The organism is Ruegeria sp. D6, assembly GCF_056534365.1.
Genome location: NZ_JBQFPH010000002.1, coordinates 554,811 through 577,160, shown reverse-complemented (window position 1 = coordinate 577,160; position 22,350 = coordinate 554,811). Strand labels below are relative to the sequence as shown.

The window sequence follows — 22,350 nt, the reverse complement described above, 5'->3', positions numbered from 1 at the left end:
GATCATGAAGATCAGACCCGCCCAAAAAACCGACGCCGCCAGCCTTGCGGCCCTGTCGATTGAGGTCTGGATCGGAACCTATCTAAAGCGAGGTGTGAACGCCTTCTTTGCCGAGTTCGCTCTGTCCGAGTTCACGACCGCCCGGTTCGAAGCCATATTGGACGACGGCCAAGATCTCTTGATGGTTTCTGAAAACGAAGACGGGATCGACGGCTATATTCGGCTTGCGGAAAGTCGCGCCGCACCTGTGGACGGGCTTTCTGACCTAGAAATCGTGACGTTCTACGTCCAGCACCGCCATCAAGGTAAAGGCATCGGCTCAGCGCTGCTGGACGTCGCGGTCGACTACATGCATGAAAAAGGGCGCCCGTCGATTTGGCTGACAACCAATTCCGAGAACACGCCCGCAATCGACTTCTATCTAGCCAAAGGGTTCCGGCAGGTCGGAGTCACAGATTTTCGGATCGGGGACCAAGCCTATCCGAACCAAGTTCTGGCGTTGAACACTACAACCTGATCGCGCGATCAAGCCCGGCCAATGCCGGCACCGGCCGACCGGGCAGCGTCGCCCTATGGGCCGCAGACTGGCCTTCGCTCACAGATATCCGCGATGCGACAAATCCCTCTGGCCCGTCCGCGCATTCTGCTATAGGGGTGCGCACTTGCAAACAGGATCGCAGGACACATGAGCACACGCGCCGGATTTATCGCCCTGATCGGAGAGCCCAACGCAGGCAAATCCACCCTTCTGAACCGCATGGTCGGAGCCAAGGTCTCGATCGTGACGCATAAGGTGCAAACCACCCGTGCTCGTATCCGTGGCGTGGCGATGGAGGGCGATGCGCAACTGGTCTTTGTGGACACGCCGGGCCTCTTCAAACCGCGCCGCCGTCTGGACCGTGCCATGGTAGCCGCCGCTTGGGGCGGGGCTGCAGATGCGGATGTGGTCGTGCTGATGATCGAGGCGCATCGCGGTATCACCGAAGGTGTCGAACGCATCCTCGAAGGCCTGGAAGAGATCGGACAGGGCCGCACCATCGCACTTGCGATCAACAAGATCGACAAGGTGCCCTCGGAAAAGCTGCTGGCGCTGACCAGTGACCTGAATGCGCGTTATCCCTTTGCCGAGACCTTCATGATCTCGGCCGAAAAAGGCCATGGTGTCGACGACCTGCGCAAATGGCTCGCCTCGGAACTGCCCGAAGGACCGTGGCTCTACCCCGAAGATCAGATCGCCGATCTGCCCCTGCGCATGATCGCCGCCGAGATGACCCGCGAGAAACTGACACTGCGCCTGCATCAGGAACTGCCCTATCAGCTGACCGTCGAGACCGAGAACTGGGAAGAGCGCAAAGACGGCTCCGCTAAGATCGATCAGGTCATCTATGTCATGCGCGATGGCCACAAAGGGATTGTGCTGGGCAAACGTGGTGAGACCATAAAGGCCGTCAGTCAGGCGGCGCGTGCCGAGCTGGAAGAGTTTTTGGACCGCAAGATTCACCTGTTCTTGCAGGTGAAAGTCCGGCCAAACTGGCTGGAGGAGTCCGAGCGCTACTCGGAAATGGGTCTGGATTTCAAAGACGGCAACGCATGACCCGGGCCAAGAATTTTCGTCGAAAATTCTCAACCCCTACGGAAAGGTCAGAACCATGACCCGGCTGACGGCTGAATTCTGGGTGCATGCCTATCTGGCGCGGCTGCGGTTTCAGGAAATACCGGCTTTTGTTGTGGCGCATGGGGATGACACCGCTGGGGCGGTGCTTATCAAACTCAACACACTCAACGGGCGGGCCGCAGCCTTTCAGCGCAGTTTTGATCTGATGAGCGGCGAGCGCAAATGGGTGGAGCTCTCATCCGGCGAAGAGGCAGACGTAGATGCCGCCATCACCCGCCAACGCAGTTTTGACCCCGACCTTTGGGTGATCGAGGTGGAAGACCGCCAAGGCAGGCACCTGCTGGGTGAAGAAGGTCTGGACTAACCCGCGCCAAATGATCTTGGACGTACGGCGCAAAGCGACTATTTTGCTTTGCAACCGGCTGAATGAAACGGCCCAATCTTCCGGGGGCCGCAGGAACAGGAGGGGGTTGAGTGGCTGAAACGCTTGCCCAGAAACTGGAAAACTCAAATCTCGGTCACTGGATGCAGCGGTTCGAGGGGTTCATGGTCTTCATCGGCGTCGTTGGCCCCTTCGCCACGCTTCCACAACTGATTAAGCTTTATTTCACCCACTCCGAACACGCGACCGGACAGTCGCTGCTGTCCTGGTCTCTGTATGCTGGGCTGTCGTTTTTGTGGTTCGCCTATGGGCTGGTGGTGGGCAAGTTGCCCATCTATGTGGGCAACGGTATCTCAATGGTGCTGAACCTGCTGATGGTTATCGGCATTCTGATTCACGCAGGTATGACGTTCTAGGGCGCGCGATCAGCCTGCATCGCTAAAATAGACAAAGCTCATCTTGTTGCCATCAGGATCGCGCGCATAAGCGCCATAGAAGTTCGGGCCATATTGAGGTCGATCTCCGGGGTCACCTTCATTTGTTCCGCCATTGGCAAGAGCCTCCGCATGCACCTCGCGAACTTCCGCTTCACTTTCGCAAAGCAAGCCAACCATGTTACCGTTTCCAACCGTCGCGGCCTCTTTGTCAAAGGGCGTCGCGACCCACATGGACCCACCGCCCCGCAGCTCGTAACAAACAGCGTGGGGCATATATTCAGCAATAACCTTGCCGCCGATTTTGGGTACAACCGCATCGTAAAAGCTTCTCGCTTTGACGACATCATTTGAACCGATCATGACATAGTTAAGTGACATTTCTTAAATTCCTCCGTGCAGAACATAAAGTGAACACTATTGAGTGAACAGATATCACGCAACGTGTTTTTGGTGTTCCACAGGGTCAACCTAACGCGTTTCTACCTTGAACCTGCAACGGCCATAAGATTTCCTGCGTATATATCTGGTGACCTGACGAGGCCAAACTTGGACTGGCGTGATCACGGCATTCTTCTGACTTCTCGCCGTCATGGTGAGACAGCGGCGATCATCGAGGTCTTTACCGAAGCCCATGGTCGTCACGCCGGAATTGTGCGCGGTGGCACCAGCCGCAAGATCGCCCCGATCCTGCAACCCGGCGCGCAACTGGACGTGCTTTGGCGCGCGCGGCTCGAAGAACATCTTGGCACCTTTCAGGTCGAACCCCTGCGTTCGCGCGCTGCAGCGGCGTTTTCAGGGCGGCTGGCGCTCGCCGGATTAAATGCGGTGGTGGCGCTGCTGTCCTTTTGCCTGCCCGAACGCGAGCCTCATCCGGCGATCTATCAGCAAACAGAACAGTTGATGGACCTGCTGGGTCAGGATGAGGTCTGGCCACTGGCCTATCTGCGCTGGGAACTGGCGCTGCTGGAAGAGCTGGGCTTTGGCTTGGATCTTTCGGCCTGCGCAGTGACAGGGGCGACCGAGGGGTTGGTCTATGTCTCTCCGAAAACCGGCCGCGCGGTCAGTGCGGCGGGGGCAGGGGACTGGGCCGATAAGCTGCTGCCTTTGCCCCCCTGCCTGCGCGGCGAAGGCGCGGCTCCGGATACCGAGATTGCTGAAGCCTTACGCACAACCGGGTATTTTCTGGAAAACCATCTGGCTCCGTCGCTGGGTCATACGCCGTTGCCGGACGCACGCGCGCGATTTGTGGCGCAGTTTACTCGGCGGCTTTGAACACCATTTCGTGCCCGTCCTCATTGCGCAGGATCAGCACATCGCCGGACACCTCGGACTGGGTCATCGCCATCAGTGCGGCGAAATAAAACCCCTCGGCTTCAAGCCCTGCGCAAGCCGCGCGGGTGGCGACAAGATCGGTGATCTCAAACCACGGGTAGGGTGCATTCAGTGTACCTGAATAGGTGTTGCACGGGGCATTGCCCTCAATCCTACCCTCTTCGGGGAATCGCAAAAGGGTGCTGGCCTCAAAAGGCTGCCCGTCGATCTCTTGCAAAGCCCATGTCTGATCCGCTGCACCATAGGCGGCGACAGTCTCATCCTTGTCGCATTGGAACAGGGTTAAAAGGGGCAGGAACAAGGCCAGACGTAACATCGCAATATCCTGTCAGTAGGGGTTCACACCGCTGATTAACTCTTCGCGCACTTCAAGGCGGGGGCGCCAGTTGTATTTGATGTCCTCGCGCACCTGATCCCAATAAAGCACCCCGCTGTTGCGCCACGGGTCAAGGATGATGCCTTCATACATTGAATCTCCCTTAGCGCTGATCAGAGCCGAATGGTGGATGATCCGGAACGCAGTTGGAGGCGACGTGGCCCAGTGCAAATCCAGAGTGCGAAAGTTCTCTTGCTTCAAACGCGTGGTCATGGCCTGCGCCCAATCATTGCACAGACCTTTTTCGCGAAATCCGTTGATGACCTTTGCGTTGTGGATGATGGCTGGATCGGTGACGTTCCAGTCCTGTTTCAGTTGATTGGAATAGGCATAAGATATCTCGGCTGCACGCCGCGCCTCGGCAGGGTCAACCTTGGGGTCAAGCTGCTGGATCGCTTGTGCCAACTGGTCCACATCATCGGGCCCGGTGTTTGGTGCCATGGCGCATCCGGCAAGGGCCATGCAGGTGGCCAAAACTGCGATGATGATCTTCACGCTCGATTCTCCTCTGGCCAGCTTGGGCGCTGGGTTTGGTTGACGCCCTTTACCCGATTTCTGCGCTCGATCCGAGGGGGAAGTTTCGCCCATTAAGCCCTGAAACCGAGTTGTACAACTCGGAAGAAATAGGCCTGAAGGCCCGTACAACACAGAAGAAAAAGAAAACCCGGCGCAAGGCCGGGTTCAGTTGGGGAAACCGCGTCGCTTCGGGCGTCAGCCCAGCAATCGACGCGCGATGACTTGCGCCTGTATTTCTGCGGCGCCTTCAAAGATATTTAGGATGCGCGCGTCACAAAGCACGCGGCTAATTTTGTATTCCAGAGCGAAGCCGTTGCCGCCATGAATCTGCAGCCCGTTATCCGCCGCAGCCCAAGCAACTCGAGCGCCCAGCAGCTTGGCCATCCCGGCCTCAAGGTCGCAACGTTGACCGTGATCTTTTTCCCAAGCAGAATAATAAGTTAGCTGTCGCGCGATCATGATCTCGACCGCCATCATCGCCAGCTTGCCCGAGACGCGAGGGAAATTGATCAGAGATTTGCCGAACTGCTTGCGGTCTTGTGCATATTGCATGGCAATGTCCAAAGCACTCTGCGCTACGCCGATGGCGCGGGCAGCCGTTTGGATGCGGGCAGACTCGAAGGTTTCCATTAACTGCTTGAAACCTTTGCCTTCTTCGCCGCCCAGCAGGTTTTCGCCCTTCACTTCGAAGCCGTCAAATCCCAGCTCGTATTCCTTCATGCCACGATAACCCAACACCTCAATCTCACCACCAGTCATGCCGGGCGTGGGGAAGGGGTTCTCGTCGGTTCCAGGTGTCTTTTCAGCCAGGAACATGGACAGCCCACGGTGATCGGTACTGTTGGGATTAGTCCGCGCCAACAAGGTCATCACATGGGTGCGCGCCGCGTGCGTGATCCATGTTTTATTTCCTGTTATCTTATAGTTACCATCTTCACCCTTGACGGCCCGCGTGCGCAGGCTGCCCAAATCCGATCCGGTATTGGGTTCAGTGAAAACAGCGGTTGGCAGGATCTCGGCGCTGGCCAGTTTTGGCAGCCAGTTGGCCTTTTGTTCATCCGTACCGCCCGCGATGATCAGTTCTGCGGCGATTTCGGACCGTGTGCCCAGAGAACCCACACCGATGTACCCGCGCGAAAGCTCTTCCGAGACCACACACATTGAGGCTTTGGATAGGCCGAACCCGCCGAATTCTTCGGGGATGGTCAGACCGAACACGCCCATCTCGGCCAGTTCCTCGATAATCTCGATTGGGATCAGTTCGTCCTTCAGGTGCCATTCATGGGCATTAGGCTCAACCTTTTCAACGGCATAGCGGCGAAACTGGTCTCGGATCATCTCCAGTTCTTCGTCCAGACCAGACGCACCAAACATGGTGGCACCGGACTGGTCCTGCATCAACTCAACCAGACGCGTGCGCGCGGCCTGAGAGTTGGCTTGCGCCATCAGTGTCTGCACTTCGCTGCATTGGAATCCCGACAGAGCATCCCAGCCAAGGCCAAGATCCTGCAAACGTACAACCTCGCCCTGGTTCATCGGAATACCACCGGCGATCTGATGCAAGTATTCCCCAAAGGCGATCTGATGCAAAAGCTGCTCCATCTCGCCGAATTTTCCCTCGGCCTGAAGCGCCTCGGCCCAGCGCTGCATCTGCTGCAGCGACTGGTGGTATGTGGCCAGCCAAGCCAGCCCATGGGCGGCTGTCTGATTGGCCTCGATCAGTGCGCCCGATATGCGCCCTTCGCTAGTCACCTGCGCGCGAACCGATTCGACCGCCTTATCGAACACCGCTTGAACGCCGGGCAGGGCGGCTGCGCTGAGTGTTAGAAGATCGGGCAAAACCGCTGGCTGCGTCATGTTCGTCACATCCTGTCCGTCATGGGCCATGAATCACGTCCTCTGCTGGGTTGTCTGGTCATATCATGCTGCACATGCAGCGCAACAAAAATACGCAAATCATCCATAAAAAGTTCAAAAATTGCTTAGTGACTTTTGCAGTGCAGAAATTTTTTGGACTGGTATGAAGGGTCGATGGGACTGTTTTCACTTATGTCGCCGCAGGATTTCTGTCTGGCTTTGGTCGTTGCCTTCGTCGCGGGCTGGGTCAAAGGCATGGTCGGTTTTGCCATGCCAATGGTGCTTGTTTCTGGTCTTAGCATGATGCTGCCGCCTGAGCTGGCGCTGGCAGGTCTAATCTTGCCCACGCTGGTGACCAATGGGGTGCAGGCCTTGCGGGAAGGTTTACCTGCGGCGGCGGCGTCAGTTCGAAAGTTCAAGGTATTTCTGAGCGTTGGACTGGTCTGTCTATTGGCCAGCGCGCAGCTGATCAACATCTTGTCGCCCAAGGCATTTCTGCTGATCTTAGGCGCACCAGTTTCGTTCTTCGCTCTGATGCAACTACTGGGGCTGAAACTGACGCTGCAAGCGCCCTCAATGCGGGTTGAGGCTATGGTGGGTGCGGTGGCCGGTGCTGTCGGCGGCATCTCGGGCGTGTGGGGACCACCAACCGTGGCCTATCTGACAGCCTTGAATACACCGAAGAAGGATCAGATGCGGGTACAGGGCGTGATATACGGTCTGGGCGCCGTGGCGCTTATTGTGGCGCATCTGGGTTCGGGTATTCTAAGGACTGACACAGCGGTGTTCTCAGCGCTGCTGATTATCCCTGCCTTGGTGGGAATGCGCGGGGGTCAGTTTCTGCAGGATCGTATCGATCAGGCACAGTTCCGTAAACTCACTCTGCTTGTACTGCTGATTGCAGGGCTGAACCTGCTGCGCAGGGGTCTTTTGGGTTAATTGCGTCTTTCAGCAAATCGAAAGGCGAAATAGAGGCCCAACATTAGGAAAAAAAGACCTGAGATATCACCGATCAGATAGGCGATATACTCGGCCGTTGCGCTGCCGAAGGCCATGTTGGTGAGAACGGACACCAATACCGATGTGATGATTCCAACGCCCATCACGCACAGCCAGCATGGCTTCCGATCGACGCGCGGAAACAAATCCCAGCCCAACGCCTTGCAGACATAAAAAACCGCTGGAACTGTGGTGACCGCGATAGTGATCGCCAGCAATCTGCTGGGCAGAAGAACATCCCAACCGCCCACAAGGGCAAAGACGATGGCAACGCCGGGCAACAGTGCGAATATCGCCCTCCATCCCAATAACCAAGCCGACAGAACCCGCACGCCGTGCGGCAGGAACAATAAGCTGGCATAGCTGGGGTATGCGGGAAAAAACACGTTCTGAAGCGGCATCAGCACCTGGAATGTTAGGAACGATGCAGCGACATAGGCCAAAGAGGCATAGAATGTTTCAGAGGCCCATCTGCGCACGAGGTCAGCCGATTACAGATCTGGGGTGGCGATCACCTGGGCGCATGAACCAGATACCGTCCGCGATTGGCGCTACCGCTTTGCGACAGATAACCCTTTTGAACCAGAGATTTCAGCGCGCGGAAAAATGTCGGGCGAGATACGCTTTTGACCAGCGTGTGTTCGATCAGACCAAAGGTGCGTACTTCGCGATCATCTTTCGACAGTTCTTCGGCGGCATAGTAGATGTCGCGCTCAACCGGTGAGAGTTCTTCCAGCCCAAGAGTGCGCTCCATGCTTTGCATCAGTTTGCGCAGTTCGGTGAGTTTTGAGATTTCAGTCATTACTTGCCTATAGTTTCCGTGACGGACCGAGGCAGTTCGAAAGGCTGACCTTTTGAACACATCACGCCGACACCCATCCCCGTGTAGAAATAATCATTACCTTGTTGAACGGCCCGAGACATGATGTGAGTAAGCTAGCCCGGATCGCCCGATGTTCAAATTTAACAGAAGCCGCTGCCAAAGGACGCCGGGCTTCGAAGCGTCTTGGGTAAATTGCGATAGCGCATGTTGCACGTTATCGCAATGAACTTGTCTGTGTGCACACAAGGTGCCGAAGCGTAAGCTTTGGTGGGTCAGGGGCCATGATGGCCCCTGAATTCGATCAACCGATCGCGACAGCTTTGATGTCTTCGTCGATGAAGGGCAGGTACTGCTCGAAGTTTTCCGCGAACATGTGCACCAGCTTTTCCGCCTGTCTGTCGAACGCTTCCTGATCGTCCCAGGTGCGGCGCGGATCCAGCAAGACCTCGGGCACACCAGGGACAGAGACCGGCACATCGAAGCCGAAATTGGCGTCCTTGCGGAATTCCGCATCAGTCAGTGATCCTTCCAGCGCAGCCGTCAGCAGCGCGCGGGTGGCCTTGATTGGCATGCGACTGCCCACGCCGTAGGCACCTCCAGTCCAGCCGGTGTTGACCAACCAGCAGGTCGCACCATGCTGAGCAATCTTATCGCGTAGAAGGTTGCCATAAGCCTCGGGGCGGCGTGGCATAAAGGGCGCGCCAAAGCAGGTCGAGAAGGTGGGCTGCGGTTCGGTCACGCCACGTTCGGTCCCGGCGACCTTCGAGGTAAAGCCGGAAAGGAAGTGATACATCGCCTGCGCAGGCGTCAACCGAGCGATCGGAGGCAAAACGCCGAACGCATCGCAGGTCAACATGATGATGTTCTTAGGATGCCCGCCCAATGCAGTTTTCGACGCGTTGGAGATGTATTCCAACGGGTAGGCGCAGCGCATATTCGCAGTCAGAGAGTCGTCGTTGAAATCCAGCTCTTTGGTCTCGGGATCAAAAACCATGTTCTCGATCACGGTGCCAAATTTCGAGGTGGTGGCGTAGATTTCTGGTTCGGCCTCGGCGTTCAGGTTGATGGTCTTGGCATAGCAACCACCTTCAAAGTTGAAGGTGCCTCGATCCGACCAACCGTGTTCGTCATCACCGATCAGGGTGCGCGACGGGTCAGCAGACAGGGTGGTCTTGCCGGTGCCGGAAAGGCCGAAGAATACGGCAGTGTCGACCGGGTTGCCTACCGCGTGGTTGGCCGAACAGTGCATCGGCATCACGCCTTTTTCGGGCAGCATGTAGTTCAGCAGGGTGAAGACGGACTTCTTGTTCTCGCCGGCGTATTCGGTGCCGCCGATCAGGATCAGCTTGCGGTCAAAGTTCAGTGCAATCACCGTTTCGCTGCGGCAGCCATGCTTTTTGGGGTCCGCCTGGAAGCTGGGACAGTTGATGATAGTAAAGTCAGCCGTGAAATCATCCAGATCCTCACGATCCGGGCGGCGCAGCAGGTGACGGATGAACAGGTTGTGCCACGCCAGCTCGGTTACCATGCGCACATTGATCGAGTAGCTGGGGTCAGCCCCACCCACGAGGTCCTGCACGAAGTAGTCGCGGCCTTTCATATGGGTCAGCATATCTTCATAGAGCGCGTCAAAACCTTCAGGGCTCATGGCGGCGTTGTTTTCCCACCAGATGCTGTCAGCAACACTGTCTGTCTTGACGACATGCTTGTCCTTGGGCGAGCGGCCAGTGAATTTGCCGGTGGTGACCAGAAAGGCGCCGCCATTGCCAAGGGTGCCTTCGCCGCGCTTCAGCGCTTCTTCGATCAGCGCCGGTTCCATGAAGTTGTAATAGACATTGCCCAGACCCTCGATGCCCTGATCTTCGAGGCGGAATTGCGGGTTAACCCGTCCAGATGTCATGTGTGTCTTCTCCTGTGGCGGCGCGAGGGCCTTGGGCCGGGTGCACCATTGGGGCGGATACCGGAAAGAGCCGGCGGTCAAGCGCCTCTTATCACGGTATTTTGGGACATGAACAGGAGGGTTGGGGGTAGTTAGCGCAACCAAGTTGAGGTTTAGCGCCATCACGATTTGTCTGCCGTAAATCAAGGCAGCTATTTGGGCGCAGCAAGGCAAATTTGCCGCATACCTGCCGCAAGAATGGCACGATTCGAGGTTACGAGTTGATTCGGTGGCTCAAAACCGCCAACAATGCCTTACAAAAAAGCGTATTATTGCGCGAGTGAGCAGGAATAGGGGTGAACCCGATGTCAAAGATTGCACTGGTGGACGACGACAGAAATATCCTGACGTCCGTGTCCATGACACTCGAAGCCGAAGGGTTTGAGGTCGAAACATACAACGATGGTCAGGCTGCGCTGGACGCTTTCAACAAAAAGCTGCCAGACATGGCCGTACTGGATATCAAGATGCCGCGGATGGACGGCATGGATCTTCTGCAAAGGCTGCGGCAGAAAACCCAGATGCCCGTGATTTTTCTGACCTCCAAAGATGACGAGATTGACGAGGTTCTGGGTCTGCGCATGGGTGCAGATGACTACGTCAAAAAACCATTCTCTCAGCGGCTACTGGTCGAACGGATTCGCGCCTTGTTGCGCCGTCAGGAAGCGGTCGATGGTGATGTGACCAACGCGGCCTCGGGCGATACAAAAGTGATGGAGCGGGGCGAGCTTCGGATGGATCCGCTGCGCCACGCAGTCAGCTGGAAAGGCAATGATGTCTCGCTGACAGTTACCGAGTTTCTGCTGCTGCAGGCCTTGGCGCAACGTCCGGGCTTTGTCAAAAGCCGCGATCAGCTGATGGATGTGGCTTATGATGATCAGGTCTACGTGGATGACCGGACCATTGACAGCCATATCAAGCGTCTGCGTAAGAAGATGCGCGCCGCCGATCCCGAGTTTTCGGCGATAGAAACGCTGTACGGTATCGGGTATCGTTATAACGAAGAATAGGCGCGGCCGTTTTATCAAGCCGAAGGGGTCTCGTGCGCGATACTGAACAAGCCAACCAAGTGCACGACGCAGACGTCGTTCTTGGGGATGACTGGGTCATCCCCCAAGACCCTGATGCTGCCGAGCTACAGGCCAAGCGTTCGCGACGAAACCTGTTTTCGATGCGCTATTCGCCCCTGGCGCGCAGGATTATCACCTTCAACCTCATTGCCCTTGTCATTTTGGTGGCAGGGCTGCTGTATCTGGACGACACGCGAAAAGAACGGGTTCAACAGACCGCGCAGAACCTGGTCGGTGATGCGCAACTTGTCAGCAACGTTTTTGAAACCCAGCTGCGTCAACCCTCTGCCAATGGTGCAGGCACATTGGATGTCCGTGATACGCTAGCGGGTCTCAGCTTGCCCGAAGGCGGCGAGGTTTTTGTTTATGACGGCACGGGCACTCTGATCGGTTGGACACGCGGGGCGTCCATGGCCGACAAATTGCCCAGCCTTTTGCATCAGGACGCCGACAGCGCCACTGGAAGCACTTTGATCAGCGACGCATTGAATGCGGTTTGGAATGGTGTGTCTGCGGTCTTTAGCGGTTCTTCCGAAAGCGAGGCTCCGACGCTGGCGCAACGGGTGCAGGAAATGATCCCGCAGGCGCTGAACGGCGGATTGCAAGTACAGGCCGTGCACGACGATAAAGGCAAGACGGTGATTGTCGCCGTGGCCCCGATCCTATTGGACGATACGCCTGTGGGTGCCGTTGCTATGGCGGGCCCGGCGGGCGAGATCGATGCGCTGGCCCGCAAGGAGCAAGAGCGGATCCTGCAGATGTTTGTGGTGGCACTGCTGGTCTCGATCGGTCTGAGCCTCGTTTTGGCCTCAACGATTGCCAATCCTCTTGCTGATCTGGCCGCCGCTGCCGAGATGGGCAAGGACCGCGGAGCCGGAGTGAACCCCGGACGTATCCGCATCCCGGATCTCAGTGCGCGTCCGGATGAAATCGGCCGCCTGAGCCAGGCTTTGCGCGGGATGGTCACGGCGCTTTATAACCGCATTGACGCGAACGAACAATTTGCGGCCGATGTCGCGCATGAGATCAAGAACCCACTGGCGAGCCTGCAATCCGCCGTGGGCACCATGCGTATGGTCAAACGCGATGATCAGCGCGAAAAGCTATTGGGCGTGATTGAGCATGATGTGCGGCGATTGGATCGACTGGTCAGCGATATCTCGAACGCATCGCGGCTGGACGCGGAGTTGGTGAAAGAAGAAGAGCAGCCCTTTGACCTGCTCAATCTGCTTGGCAATATCAGTCAGTTTCTGGGTGAAGATGCCCGTTCGAAAGGCATCGAATATATCACAGACCTTCCCTCGGACCCCATCGTGGTCAACGGGCTCGAGGCGCGTCTGGCGCAGGTCTTTGTCAACCTGATCACCAATGCGATTTCGTTCTGCGAGGACAAAGACGCCATCCGGGTCTGGGTCCGCCGTCGTGACAACCGCGTGCTCGTGGTGGTTGAAGACACCGGTCCCGGCATTCCTGATCAGGCGCTGACCAAGATCTTCAAGCGTTTCTATTCCGAACGCCCCGAAGAGCATTTCGGCAACAATTCGGGCCTTGGATTGGCGATTTCGAAACAAATCGTCGAGGCGCATGGTGGTGTGATCTGGGCAGAAAATATCCGTCCAACCGAGGCCGATATCACCTCGGACCCGCTAGGTGCGCGGTTTGTTGTCGGGCTTCCCGTCTAGGTTATGAGGACCACCCCACTTTCTGAGATAGCGGATCAAGGGTCGGCCTGCATTCATGGGACCTGTATTGCGGTTCAGGAAAAGGGCTTATTGATCATTGGCGCCTCGGGTACGGGCAAATCTTCTTTGGCGCTACAGATGATGGCGCTTGGGGCGCAGCTTGTCGCGGATGACCGGGTCGAATTGACTGGACAGGCCGATCACGTGATGGCAGCTGGACTTCCGCAGATCCGCGGCCTAATTGAAGCGCGCGGCATCGGGTTACTGCGAGCTGAAGCCGCGAGGCCGGTCCGATTGGCATTTGTTGTGGATATGGACCAACCCGAGCCCGCGCGATTACCTGAACCCGCTGAAATTCTTGTGTTGAAGCAAACTGTTCCCTTGCTTCGGGGGGCTGGCGTGCCCAATTTGGCTGCAGGACTTATTCAACTTGTGAAAATGGGGCGCGTAGCCCCGGAATGGCCGAATACATGACAGCACAACAGCGCGTCGTTCTGATAACAGGTCCTTCCGGTGCAGGGCGATCGACCGCAATTCATGTGCTTGAAGATCTGGGGTTCGAGGCGATTGACAACCTGCCGATGGGTTTGCTGGCTCGCCTCGTCGACAATTCGGAGCCTGCGCGCCCTATGGCTTTGGGTATCGACGCGCGCAACCGCGATTTTTCAACCACCGGGTTTATCGAACTTGCCGCCAAACTGGGCCGGATGGAGAATGTCGACCTGACGATCCTCTATCTGGATTGCCGGGACGAGGTGCTGCTGCGTCGCTTCTCGGAGACCCGCCGCCGTCACCCGGTTGCGACTGATGCCAGCCCGGAAACCGGCATTTGTCAGGAAAAGGAACTGTTAGCCCCAATTCGCGAGTTTGCCGACACGCTGATCGACACCAGCGCGTTGAATGTGCATCAGCTGCGGGAAGAGGTCGAACGCTGGTTCGCCCCAAAGGGCGGGCGGCATCTGGCGGTGTCGATCGAATCCTTCTCGTACAAGCGGGGCTTGCCGCGCGGTTTGGACATGGTGTTCGATTGCCGGTTTCTGGCCAATCCATACTGGCGGCCTGAACTGCGGGATGCGGATGGTCGAAACTCGGATGTGGCGGCCTATGTTCAATCAGATGCAAACTATGGCGTCTTCTTTGACCGGGTGGTCGACCTGCTGATCGAACTGCTTCCGGCCTTCCGTGAGGAAGGCAAAGCGCACCTTTCAGTTGCATTTGGGTGCACCGGAGGGCAGCACCGCTCGGTCGCGGTGGCTGAAGCAGTTGCAAAGGCCCTTGCAGAAGGGGGGCAGCAGGTGGCAATTAGGCATCGCGAAATGGAACGACGCGCGATGAATGTGAGGCCGGAGTGATCGGGATCGTTATTGTTGCACATGGTGGGTTGGCTCAGGAGTATCTTGCGGCCACGCAGCATGTGGTTGGAAAGCAACCCGGACTGGTGGCCATCCCGATAGAAGCCGACCATGATCGCGAAGCGAAACAAGTTGAAATCTGCCGCGCGGCGGACGAGGTCGATATGGGCGATGGCGTCGTTGTGGTGACCGATCTGTTTGGCGGCAGCCCCTCGAATCTGAGCCTGCGCGCATGTGCGCCACAAGACCGGCGAATCCTTTACGGGGCCAACCTTCCCATGCTGATCAAACTGGCCAAAAGTCGCCACTTGCCACTGGCCGAGGCCGTGCGTTTGGCTTTGGAAGCTGGACGAAAGTACATCAATGCGCAAAATGTGACATTGGATTGACACCGGATAGACTCATATGACGACCAAGAGTTTGAAAATTATCAATGAAAAGGGCCTTCACGCCCGCGCTTCTGCCAAGCTGGTCGAGGTGGTCGAGGGCTTTGATGCGCGCGCCGAGGTGTCACGAGACGGGCTTTCTGCCTCGGGCGATAGTATCATGGGCCTTTTGATGTTGGCAGCGTCGCGCGGAAGCACTATTGACGTCGAGACGTCCGGCCCGGATGCTGAGGCGTTGGCAGAGGCTTTGGAAACATTGGTGAACGATAAGTTCGGCGAAGGGTTCTGACAGCCACGACACCAAGGACGGAAAGACAAGGCAATTGGCGGAAACCACGCACGATACCAAGACAGGTCCTGTAGTGGATCACGACACCGATCAGGGTGAAATCTACGACCGCAGAACCCTGACCTACGCCAACTCGTTTGACGATGCCTGGACGTCTACGGCCATTCGCGCCATCGAATGGTGCACAGGCAAGCTGACCATCTTGCGCATGGTCAACAAGTTCGAGAAGCAGAACGAACGCTATCGAGGTCAGAAGTTCTGGGGCGGTGCGCTCAAGACCATGGGTATCGAGCTGACAACCCCAGCCGAACAGATCGCCCGCATTCCAAAAGAAGGCCCCGTAGTGGTCGTCGCGAACCATCCGCACGGCATGGTTGATGGCATGATCTTCGCTGAACTTATCGGCCGGGTCCGCAGTGACTATCGCATCCTGACCCGCTCAGTCCTGACTGGGTTGGATGAAGCTGCGACCTCATTCATGATCCCGGTGCCGTTCCCGCATGATCCTGAAGCGCAGGCCAAGATGCTTGAGATGCGCAGCAAGACGATGAAACATCTGGCAGATGGGGGCGTTGTCGCGTTATTCCCGTCAGGTGTTGTGATGTCTTCGGATGATTGGTTCGGACCAGCCATCGAGCGGGAGTGGAATGTCTTCACCGCGAAGATGATCCGTAGGTCGGGTGCCAAGGTCGTGCCGATCTTTTTCCCCGGCAGCAACTCGCGCTGGTATCAAATTGCCAACCGGATATCGCCTATCCTGCGCCAGGGCCTACTGCTGCACGAAATCGTCCGATCCTGCAACAGGCCCCAGTCGCCGGTGATCGGTGACCCGATTTCGGATAAAGACATGGACCTGCTGGAACGCGACCCCCGCGGTTTCATGGCCTGGCTTCGTGATCACACCATGGCGCTGGGCAAGACGCTCAAATCCTGATCTGCCCCTACATCTGGCCAAAAATATCTCGGGAGTGAATTGAGCCATAGGCTCAAGAGAGGGCTGGCCCTCTCAGATTCTACCGTGTGGGTACCGGAACCTCGCCTCGATAATCATAAAACCCGCGTTCGGTTTTGCGTCCCAGCCATCCGGCTTCGACATATTTCGTCAACAGCGGGCAGGGACGATACTTGGTGTCTGCCAGTCCGTCATGTAACACGTTCATGATCGCCAAACAGGTATCCAAGCCGATGAAATCCGCTAGTTCCAATGGGCCCATAGGGTGGTTTGCGCCCAGTTTCATCGATTGGTCAATGGACTGCACATTCCCGACACCTTCATACAATGTGTAAACCGCCTCATTGATCATAGGCATCAGAATGCGATTCACGATAAAGGCCGGAAAATCTTCGGCGCTGGCTGAGGTTTTGCCAAGCCGGTCCACTACGGCTTTACAGGAGTTAAAGGTTGCTTCATCGGTGGCGATGCCCCGGATCAACTCGACGAGCTGCATCACAGGGACCGGGTTCATGAAGTGGAATCCCATGAAACGTTCGGGCCGGTCGGTGCGGCTGGCCAGCCGGGTAATTGAGATCGACGAAGTGTTCGATGTCAGGATCGTATGTGGCTGTAGGTGCGGCAACAGGTCTTCAAAGATTGCCTGTTTCACCGTTTCCCGCTCGGTCGCGGCTTCGATTACAAGATCGGTCTGCCCCAAATCCGGCAGATTCAGCGTCGTCGTGATCCGACTCAACGCGGATTTCACTGCATCATCCGAGATTTTGCCGCGCGACGCTTGACGCGCCAGGTTGGTTTCAATGGTTGCCATAGCGCTGTTTAGCGCGTCCTGGCTGACATCGTTCAGTAGAACATCATACTCTGCCAACGCCATAACATGAGCAATCCCGTTGCCCATCTGTCCAGCGCCGATCACTCCGACTGATTTTACGTCCATTTGTTCGATGCCCTTGTTCGCAGAATATGGCGACATTATCGGCAGTTCCCTATGGGCGGCAAGGGGACGGGGACAGTCAATTTCGCTTCAAATGCGCGCATTAGGACTTTCTCAAGACTTGCGGCGGCAAAATGGCGGTTGGGTGAATATTTGGGTGAGTGTGATGAGCTATCAATCGATCAATGCGGTCCATTCCGCGGAAACGACGTGCGAATATGAAAATTCGAAACTACGTTTCAGGGGCCCTCAAAGGGCGTTGAACAACCCCTATGTGGCATGTTTGGGGGGCGAAGAGACCTTTGGCCGTTTCGTAGAAACCCCCTTTCCCAATGAGTTGGAACGTCGTCTGGATCGCCGCTGCGTCAATCTGGGCAGCCTGTTCTGCGGTGCCGAGGCGTTGACGCAGGACAAAGGGCTACTGGAGATCGCAAACCGGTCTGATATATGTGTCCTGCAGTTACCCGGCATGCTGGGGCTATCGAACCGATTCTACCGGGTGCACCCACGACGCAATGACCGTTTCGTTGCGCCAAATGCCGATCTGGTTGCGCTGTATCCCGAAGTAGATTTTACGGATGTCCATTTTGTACAGCACTTGCTGACCCGCCTGTCGGCACGCTCGGATGCCCGTATTGAACTTGTGGAACAAGAGTTGCGCAATGTCTGGATCGGAAAGCTCGGCAAGTTTCTTGCAGAAGTAGGCCCGCCCGTCCTGCTTTTGCATCTGCAAGTGGAGAGAAGCGATTTGGATTCGACACCGGGTGACGGCTTTGCAATCAACCCCGAGATGATTGAGCCTTTGAGGCCCCATTGTACGGATATTTTGTCCTTGCAGGTTCAGGTATCCGGCGTATCGAATGAGCTTGAAGACATGTTGTTTGGCACACTGCAACAACCGATTGCCGAGCATATGATCGGCCCAGCCACACATCGCAATATCGCTGGCTCACTTGCCCAAGTGATCAACGACCTGGGCGTATAAACAGCAAAGGCCCGCCAGTGGCGGACCTTCTAAGATTTTTCGTCGAAAAATCTTTGTCGGAAATCAGCCGAGTTTTTCGGTGAGTTCCGGCACGGCCTGGAACAGGTCTGCGACCAGACCGAAGTCTGCGACCTGGAAGATCGGCGCTTCTTCGTCCTTGTTGATCGCAACGATGACCTTGGAGTCCTTCATGCCCGCCAGGTGCTGGATCGCACCCGAGATGCCGACTGCAACATACAGGTCAGGGGCAACAACCTTGCCGGTCTGACCCACCTGCCAGTCGTTCGGGGCGTAGCCCGAGTCAACTGCGGCGCGTGAGGCACCAACGGCGGCTCCCAGCTTATCGGCCAGGCCTTCGATCAGTTTGAAGTCGTCTTCCGAGCCAACACCACGGCCACCCGAAACAACAACACCAGCCGAAGTCAGTTCAGGACGGTCGCTTTCAGCAACCTTGTCCTCGACCCACGACGACAATCCGGGGTTTTCGCCGACCGAGATGGTCTCGACCGCCGCCGAACCACCTTCGCCCGCCGCATCGAAGCTGGCGGTCCGGATGGTCACGACTTTCTTGGCGTCGTTCGATTTCACGGTCTGGATCGCGTTACCCGCGTAGATCGGACGCTCGAAAGTGGTGGCATCGACCACGCCAGACGCGTCCGAGATCACCATCACGTCCAGCAGGGCTGCAACGCGCGGCATCACGTTCTTGGCGTCGGTGGTGGCAGGGGCAACGATATGCTCGTACCCATCGGCCAGACCCACGATCAGGGCTGCGGTCGATTCCGCCAAGCGATGACCCAGCGAGGCGTCTTCGGCCACCAGAACCTTGGATACGCCATCGATCTTGGCAGCGGCCTCACCAGCAGCAGCGGCAGAACCACCTGCGGCCAGAACGGTGATGTCGCCCAGCGATTTGACAGCCGCTACGGTCTTGGCGGTGGCGTCAACCGACAGCTCACCATTGTTAACCTCTGCGAGAAGAAGAACAGCCATTACACAGCCCCCGCTTCTTTGAGTTTCTCGACCAGTTCATCAACCGAGCCCACGATGATACCTGCGGCGCGTGCCGGCGGCTCTTCGGTCTTGACGATTTCCAGGCGCGGCGTGACGTCGACGCCATAATCGGCGGCGGTTTTTTCATCCAGCGGCTTTTTCTTCGCCTTCATGATGTTCGGCAGCGACGCATAGCGCGGCTCGTTCAGGCGCAGGTCGACGGTGACGATGGTCGGCATTTTGACAGAGATGGTCTGCAGACCGCCGTCAACCTCACGGGTGATCTTGGCAGTGTCGCCTTCGATGTCCAGTTCGGACGCGAAAGTGCCTTGGCTCCAGCCCAGCAGGGCTGACAGCATCTGACCGGTGGCGTTCATGTCATTGTCGATCGCCTGCTTGCCCGCCAGAACGATGCCCGGCTGCTCTTCTTCAACCACTTTGGCGAGGATCTTGGCAACGGCAAGCGGTTCGATGTCCTGATGCACGTCATCCGCCGCGACAACCAGAATGGCGCGGTCGGCGCCCATGGCCAGTGCGGTCCGCAGGGTTTCCTGCGACTGTTTCACACCGATCGAAACGGCAACAACCTCATCGGCCTTGCCCGCCTCTTTCAGGCGGATCGCCTCTTCCACGGCAATTTCGTCGAACGGGTTCATCGACATTTTTACATTGGCGAGATCAACGCCGCTGCCATCCGCTTTCACACGAACTTTCACGTTGTAGTCAATCACGCGCTTGACAGGCACGAGTACCTTCATTTTTGCGTATGCTCCTTACAAAAACGGCAAGCCGCGCAGCGACTCCACCAATGCTCTCGCTGGCTTAGATAGCGGGTCGTGATGTTCTGCGACAGAGCAAAATCGTCACGTCATGGTTTCGAGACGTCGCGTTTTGTCATTTTTTGGACCAGAAACGAAATTTAGTTTCCCGACGGCAGGCGCGATCACCGGTTTGCACCGGGAATCCAGAGCACATCATCGTGCCCGCCGTTGTTGGCACAGCGCGCGGCGACAAAGAACCAATCGCTCAGACGATTGAGGTATTTGACCGCCACCTCGTTGACCGGCTCCATATTGGTTAGCTCAACCGCCAACCGCTCGGCCCTGCGCGAAACTGTTCTGCACACATGCAGATGCGCGGCCAAACGTGAGCCACCGGGCAGGATGAAACTGCGCAAGGGCTGGAGCGCTTCGTTCATCGCGTCGATCTCGGCTTCAAGCCGGTCGATCTGAGCGGAAACGATACGCAGGGGTGGGTAGTCGGCCTCGGCATCCTTATCCATGTCGGGGCGGCAGAAATCGGCACCCAGATCAAACAGGTCATTCTGGATACGGGACAAGGCGGCTTCGACTTCTCCGTCTGCTTCGGTCCGTGCCACGCCGACAAAGGAATTAAGCTCATCCACAGTGCCATAGGCCGCGACACGCCCGGAATATTTGGCAACGCGCTCACCATTGCCCAGAGCGGTTTTCCCATCATCACCGGTGCGCGTGTAAATCTTGTTGAGAACGACCATGCCTTACCCTCCCTGCCCACGCAGATAGACGTAAAGTACGATCAGCAGCACCGCAATGAACTGAAACAGGATACGCAGGCGCATCAGCTTGTTGCTTTTCAGCGCGGCCTCTTTGCCGGGTTTTCCAAAATTGGCAATGCCCATCACCAGCACGACGACGACCGCCGCCATGGCCAGAAGCAGTATGACCATCGTCAGGTCCATAGCTCACCGTCCGTGTTTGTTCAGTTGTTGAGCCGTCATCTAGCGTTGATAGCGGCAAAAGCGAACAGGTAATTTCGCCTCATATGTCCGAGAGGATGCGATCAATGGCCCGGGTGGGCAGAATACGGCGCAGATATCCGGCGATATAGGTGGGCGTCGTCACATAGTATCGCGGACGTGGGCGCTTGGATTCAACCGCATGCGCCAATTTGGCGGTAACAGCCGAGGCAGGCAGTTCGAACTTGTCAGGTCCGGAGGATTCGTAGAGGCGTTTCAGCAGCGTATCCTCGTATCTCTGTCGCAGGGCTGAGCTTTTCCAGTCAATAAAGCGTTCGAAGACAGGGATCGCGTTCACACGGATCTTCGAGGTGACCGGGCCTGGTTCGATCAGGATGACCTTGATGTCGGTGTCTCGTAGCTCTAGGCGCAAGGTATCGGTCAGGCCTTCGATGGCGTATTTGGTGGCGACGTATGCCCCGCGCCAGGGGAATGCGACCAGTCCCAACACTGATGAGTTCTGCACGATGCGCCCATGGCCCTGAGCCCGCATCACGGGAATCACTTGCCGGGTTAGTTCGTGCCAGCCAAATACGTTGGTCTCGAAAATTAGGCGAAGCCCTTCGATTGGGACATCTTCAACCGCGCCGGGAAGGCCGTGAGCGCCATTGTTGAACAACGCATCCAGCGTACCACCGGTCGCGTCCAAAACCTGCTGCAGGCCTGAGGTAATGCTACCGGAATCGGTATAGTCGATCAGCGGGCTGTCGAAACCCTGTGCCCGTAGCCGATCACAGTCACGCTGTTGACGGCATGAGGCAAAAACGCGCCAACCGCGCGCGCGCATCCCGTGCGCCGCGTCCAGACCGATCCCGGATGAGCAGCCTGTGATCAGAATCGATTTCTGCATATTGCCCCCGCCTGTGTATTTCGCCCATAGCTATGGCGAGCTTTAGGTCAGGACAATGACACAGTTGCGTCAGTTTGTTGGTTTCCGAACCAGTGAGGCAGAAATCCAACCCACCCGCTGATCAGGGTATAACCGCAACCGCAGCCAGCCGGTGCCGGAATCACTGAGAACCTCAACGCGCTGGCCAAGTTTGGCTTTGGCGATGATGGGGTAAATCGTTCCGGGCCCATCGCGCATATTGACGCGCGTGCCCGAGATTTCGCGGATATCTTTCTCGGGCTCGATGACTTGAGTCACAGGTGTGATGTCATCCTGCACCTCGGCCTCGACCTGCAACAGTCCGGCGGCTCCGTCTTCAAGCGAAGCCAGAGTAAAGCTGACGCCGTTCTCGTCAAATGCAGAGAACTGAGACAGCGGATCGTTCGCGACTTGTGACAGGACGACTGCGGCATCCTCCTCTACTTGTGGTTCGGGCTGAGCGCGCGCCTGTACAATGCGCGCGGCAACGTTGGTCACAAGGTCTTCAGCCCGAGGTGCGTGGTCGTCTTTAGCCCGAGGTGCGTGGTCGGATGCAGGCTCATGTTCTGGCACAGAGGCAACGCGAACCGGTTGCTCGGTGCGGGTGCCGCGCGGTTCGAAATCCGGGCCCCCGCTCATCACATAGAAGCTCCAGCCGAGCATGGCGAAAGTGATAACAATAACACGCTTCATGGCGCACCCCCTGGCAATCGTAACATCAATAAAAGGCAGCAGTCTTAATGTTCGAAACCCTACCATAGATTCAGCTTCGAGTCGAAAAGCGGG

General features: G+C 57.0%; 28 protein-coding genes. 14 read left to right on the top strand and 14 right to left on the bottom strand.

Features of this window, described 5'->3' with window-relative positions; translation table 11 throughout:
• Window positions 1-4 precede the first annotated feature (4 nt).
• From ACR0A1_RS10300 to ACR0A1_RS10285, 4 genes are all read left to right on the top strand, one after another.
• Entirely contained in the window at window positions 5-517 is a 513-nt protein-coding gene (locus ACR0A1_RS10300) for an N-acetyltransferase family protein (RefSeq protein ID WP_480867353.1), read from the top strand.
• Between the two features lie 168 nt (window positions 518-685).
• Window positions 686-1,594, top strand: coding sequence for a GTPase Era (era, locus tag ACR0A1_RS10295; RefSeq protein WP_170392609.1), 909 nt, complete (start codon window positions 686-688; stop codon window positions 1,592-1,594).
• A 55-nt stretch (window positions 1,595-1,649) separates the two neighbouring features.
• Entirely contained in the window at window positions 1,650-1,979 is a 330-nt protein-coding gene (locus tag ACR0A1_RS10290; RefSeq protein WP_170402292.1) for a DUF1491 family protein, read from the top strand.
• A 110-nt stretch (window positions 1,980-2,089) separates the two neighbouring features.
• On the top strand, window positions 2,090-2,413 hold the full coding sequence (locus ACR0A1_RS10285; RefSeq protein ID WP_170392607.1) for a SemiSWEET transporter: 324 nt from the start codon (window positions 2,090-2,092) through the stop codon (window positions 2,411-2,413).
• A gap of 9 nt (window positions 2,414-2,422) precedes the next feature.
• Here ACR0A1_RS10285 and ACR0A1_RS10280 read toward each other — a convergent pair whose 3' ends face one another.
• Window positions 2,423-2,812 (bottom strand): VOC family protein, encoded by a 390-nt coding sequence (locus ACR0A1_RS10280; RefSeq protein WP_170402289.1) that lies wholly within the window; start codon window positions 2,810-2,812, stop codon window positions 2,423-2,425.
• Window positions 2,813-2,980: 168 nt separating this feature from the next.
• Between ACR0A1_RS10280 and recO the strand changes: the two genes are divergently transcribed.
• Window positions 2,981-3,706, top strand: coding sequence for a DNA repair protein RecO (gene recO / locus ACR0A1_RS10275; protein WP_170392605.1), 726 nt, complete (start codon window positions 2,981-2,983; stop codon window positions 3,704-3,706).
• Here the strand turns inward: recO and ACR0A1_RS10270 are convergent.
• The 3 genes from ACR0A1_RS10270 to ACR0A1_RS10260 form a co-directional block, all read right to left on the bottom strand.
• Window positions 3,690-4,082, bottom strand: a complete 393-nt coding sequence (locus ACR0A1_RS10270) for an META domain-containing protein (RefSeq protein WP_170513456.1) — start codon at window positions 4,080-4,082, stop codon at window positions 3,690-3,692. The two genes, recO and ACR0A1_RS10270, sit on opposite strands and share 17 nt — an antisense overlap.
• Window positions 4,083-4,094: 12 nt before the next feature.
• Window positions 4,095-4,637: a hypothetical protein gene (locus ACR0A1_RS10265; protein ID WP_223116928.1), complete on the bottom strand. Its 543-nt coding sequence runs from the start codon at window positions 4,635-4,637 to the stop codon at window positions 4,095-4,097.
• Window positions 4,638-4,853: 216 nt separating this feature from the next.
• Window positions 4,854-6,545, bottom strand: coding sequence for an acyl-CoA dehydrogenase family protein (locus tag ACR0A1_RS10260; RefSeq protein WP_480867349.1), 1,692 nt, complete (start codon window positions 6,543-6,545; stop codon window positions 4,854-4,856).
• A 144-nt stretch (window positions 6,546-6,689) separates the two neighbouring features.
• Between ACR0A1_RS10260 and ACR0A1_RS10255 the strand changes: the two genes are divergently transcribed.
• On the top strand, window positions 6,690-7,454 hold the full coding sequence (locus ACR0A1_RS10255) for a sulfite exporter TauE/SafE family protein (protein ID WP_170392601.1): 765 nt from the start codon (window positions 6,690-6,692) through the stop codon (window positions 7,452-7,454).
• On the opposite strand, the gene ACR0A1_RS10250 is transcribed toward ACR0A1_RS10255, so the two are convergent.
• From ACR0A1_RS10250 to ACR0A1_RS10240, 3 genes are all read right to left on the bottom strand, one after another.
• Window positions 7,451-7,993, bottom strand: a complete 543-nt coding sequence (locus tag ACR0A1_RS10250; RefSeq protein ID WP_255611805.1) for a hypothetical protein — start codon at window positions 7,991-7,993, stop codon at window positions 7,451-7,453. The two genes, ACR0A1_RS10255 and ACR0A1_RS10250, sit on opposite strands and share 4 nt — an antisense overlap.
• Before the next feature lie 32 nt (window positions 7,994-8,025).
• Complete coding sequence (locus ACR0A1_RS10245) at window positions 8,026-8,316, bottom strand: hypothetical protein (RefSeq protein ID WP_170392600.1); 291 nt, start codon at window positions 8,314-8,316, stop codon at window positions 8,026-8,028.
• Window positions 8,317-8,638: 322 nt separating this feature from the next.
• The gene (locus ACR0A1_RS10240) at window positions 8,639-10,237 is read right to left on the bottom strand and encodes a phosphoenolpyruvate carboxykinase (protein WP_170392599.1); all 1,599 of its coding nucleotides are present in this window, start codon (window positions 10,235-10,237) and stop codon (window positions 8,639-8,641) included.
• 344 nt (window positions 10,238-10,581) lie between these two features.
• Here ACR0A1_RS10240 and ACR0A1_RS10235 point away from each other — a divergent pair, with 344 nt between their 5' ends.
• From ACR0A1_RS10235 to ACR0A1_RS10205, 7 genes are read left to right on the top strand one after another with little or no spacing between them, the layout of a single operon-like run.
• Window positions 10,582-11,286, top strand: coding sequence for a response regulator transcription factor (locus tag ACR0A1_RS10235; protein ID WP_170392598.1), 705 nt, complete (start codon window positions 10,582-10,584; stop codon window positions 11,284-11,286).
• Window positions 11,287-11,318: 32 nt separating this feature from the next.
• A complete protein-coding gene (locus tag ACR0A1_RS10230; protein ID WP_170392597.1) occupies window positions 11,319-13,028 on the top strand; it encodes a sensor histidine kinase in 1,710 nt (569 codons plus the stop codon).
• A gap of 3 nt (window positions 13,029-13,031) precedes the next feature.
• A complete protein-coding gene (locus tag ACR0A1_RS10225; RefSeq protein ID WP_480867347.1) occupies window positions 13,032-13,502 on the top strand; it encodes an HPr kinase/phosphorylase in 471 nt (156 codons plus the stop codon).
• Window positions 13,499-14,380: an RNase adapter RapZ gene (rapZ, locus tag ACR0A1_RS10220; RefSeq protein WP_480454360.1), complete on the top strand. Its 882-nt coding sequence runs from the start codon at window positions 13,499-13,501 to the stop codon at window positions 14,378-14,380. Before ACR0A1_RS10225 ends, rapZ begins: the two co-directional genes overlap by 4 nt.
• The gene (locus ACR0A1_RS10215) at window positions 14,377-14,769 is read left to right on the top strand and encodes a PTS sugar transporter subunit IIA (protein WP_170392594.1); all 393 of its coding nucleotides are present in this window, start codon (window positions 14,377-14,379) and stop codon (window positions 14,767-14,769) included. Before rapZ ends, ACR0A1_RS10215 begins: the two co-directional genes overlap by 4 nt.
• Before the next feature lie 16 nt (window positions 14,770-14,785).
• Entirely contained in the window at window positions 14,786-15,055 is a 270-nt protein-coding gene (locus ACR0A1_RS10210; protein ID WP_170392593.1) for an HPr family phosphocarrier protein, read from the top strand.
• Window positions 15,056-15,089: 34 nt separating this feature from the next.
• On the top strand, window positions 15,090-15,989 hold the full coding sequence (locus tag ACR0A1_RS10205) for a lysophospholipid acyltransferase family protein (RefSeq protein WP_170392592.1): 900 nt from the start codon (window positions 15,090-15,092) through the stop codon (window positions 15,987-15,989).
• Between the two features lie 79 nt (window positions 15,990-16,068).
• Here ACR0A1_RS10205 and ACR0A1_RS10200 read toward each other — a convergent pair whose 3' ends face one another.
• Window positions 16,069-16,944, bottom strand: a complete 876-nt coding sequence (locus ACR0A1_RS10200) for a 3-hydroxybutyryl-CoA dehydrogenase (RefSeq protein WP_170513461.1) — start codon at window positions 16,942-16,944, stop codon at window positions 16,069-16,071.
• A 163-nt stretch (window positions 16,945-17,107) separates the two neighbouring features.
• Between ACR0A1_RS10200 and ACR0A1_RS10195 the strand changes: the two genes are divergently transcribed.
• The gene (locus tag ACR0A1_RS10195) at window positions 17,108-17,926 is read left to right on the top strand and encodes a DUF6473 family protein (RefSeq protein WP_480867344.1); all 819 of its coding nucleotides are present in this window, start codon (window positions 17,108-17,110) and stop codon (window positions 17,924-17,926) included.
• 63 nt (window positions 17,927-17,989) lie between these two features.
• On the opposite strand, the gene ACR0A1_RS10190 is transcribed toward ACR0A1_RS10195, so the two are convergent.
• The 6 genes from ACR0A1_RS10190 to ACR0A1_RS10165 all read right to left on the bottom strand — a co-directional run bounded on the left by ACR0A1_RS10190 (window position 17,990) and on the right by ACR0A1_RS10165 (window position 22,257).
• Window positions 17,990-18,919, bottom strand: a complete 930-nt coding sequence (locus tag ACR0A1_RS10190) for an electron transfer flavoprotein subunit alpha/FixB family protein (RefSeq protein WP_170402252.1) — start codon at window positions 18,917-18,919, stop codon at window positions 17,990-17,992.
• Window positions 18,919-19,677, bottom strand: coding sequence for an electron transfer flavoprotein subunit beta/FixA family protein (locus ACR0A1_RS10185; RefSeq protein WP_170425241.1), 759 nt, complete (start codon window positions 19,675-19,677; stop codon window positions 18,919-18,921). The genes ACR0A1_RS10190 and ACR0A1_RS10185 overlap by 1 nt, the downstream gene beginning before the upstream one ends.
• 185 nt (window positions 19,678-19,862) lie before the next feature.
• Window positions 19,863-20,435 carry a cob(I)yrinic acid a,c-diamide adenosyltransferase gene (locus ACR0A1_RS10180; protein WP_170425243.1) on the bottom strand — a complete coding sequence of 191 codons (573 nt, stop codon included), beginning with the start codon at window positions 20,433-20,435 and terminating at the stop codon, window positions 19,863-19,865.
• A gap of 3 nt (window positions 20,436-20,438) precedes the next feature.
• Window positions 20,439-20,639 (bottom strand): twin transmembrane helix small protein, encoded by a 201-nt coding sequence (locus ACR0A1_RS10175; protein ID WP_170392587.1) that lies wholly within the window; start codon window positions 20,637-20,639, stop codon window positions 20,439-20,441.
• A gap of 79 nt (window positions 20,640-20,718) precedes the next feature.
• Entirely contained in the window at window positions 20,719-21,546 is an 828-nt protein-coding gene (locus tag ACR0A1_RS10170; protein ID WP_480752274.1) for an SDR family NAD(P)-dependent oxidoreductase, read from the bottom strand.
• A 69-nt stretch (window positions 21,547-21,615) separates the two neighbouring features.
• Window positions 21,616-22,257, bottom strand: coding sequence for an SH3 domain-containing protein (locus ACR0A1_RS10165; RefSeq protein WP_480752275.1), 642 nt, complete (start codon window positions 22,255-22,257; stop codon window positions 21,616-21,618).
• Window positions 22,258-22,350: the final 93 nt, after the last annotated feature.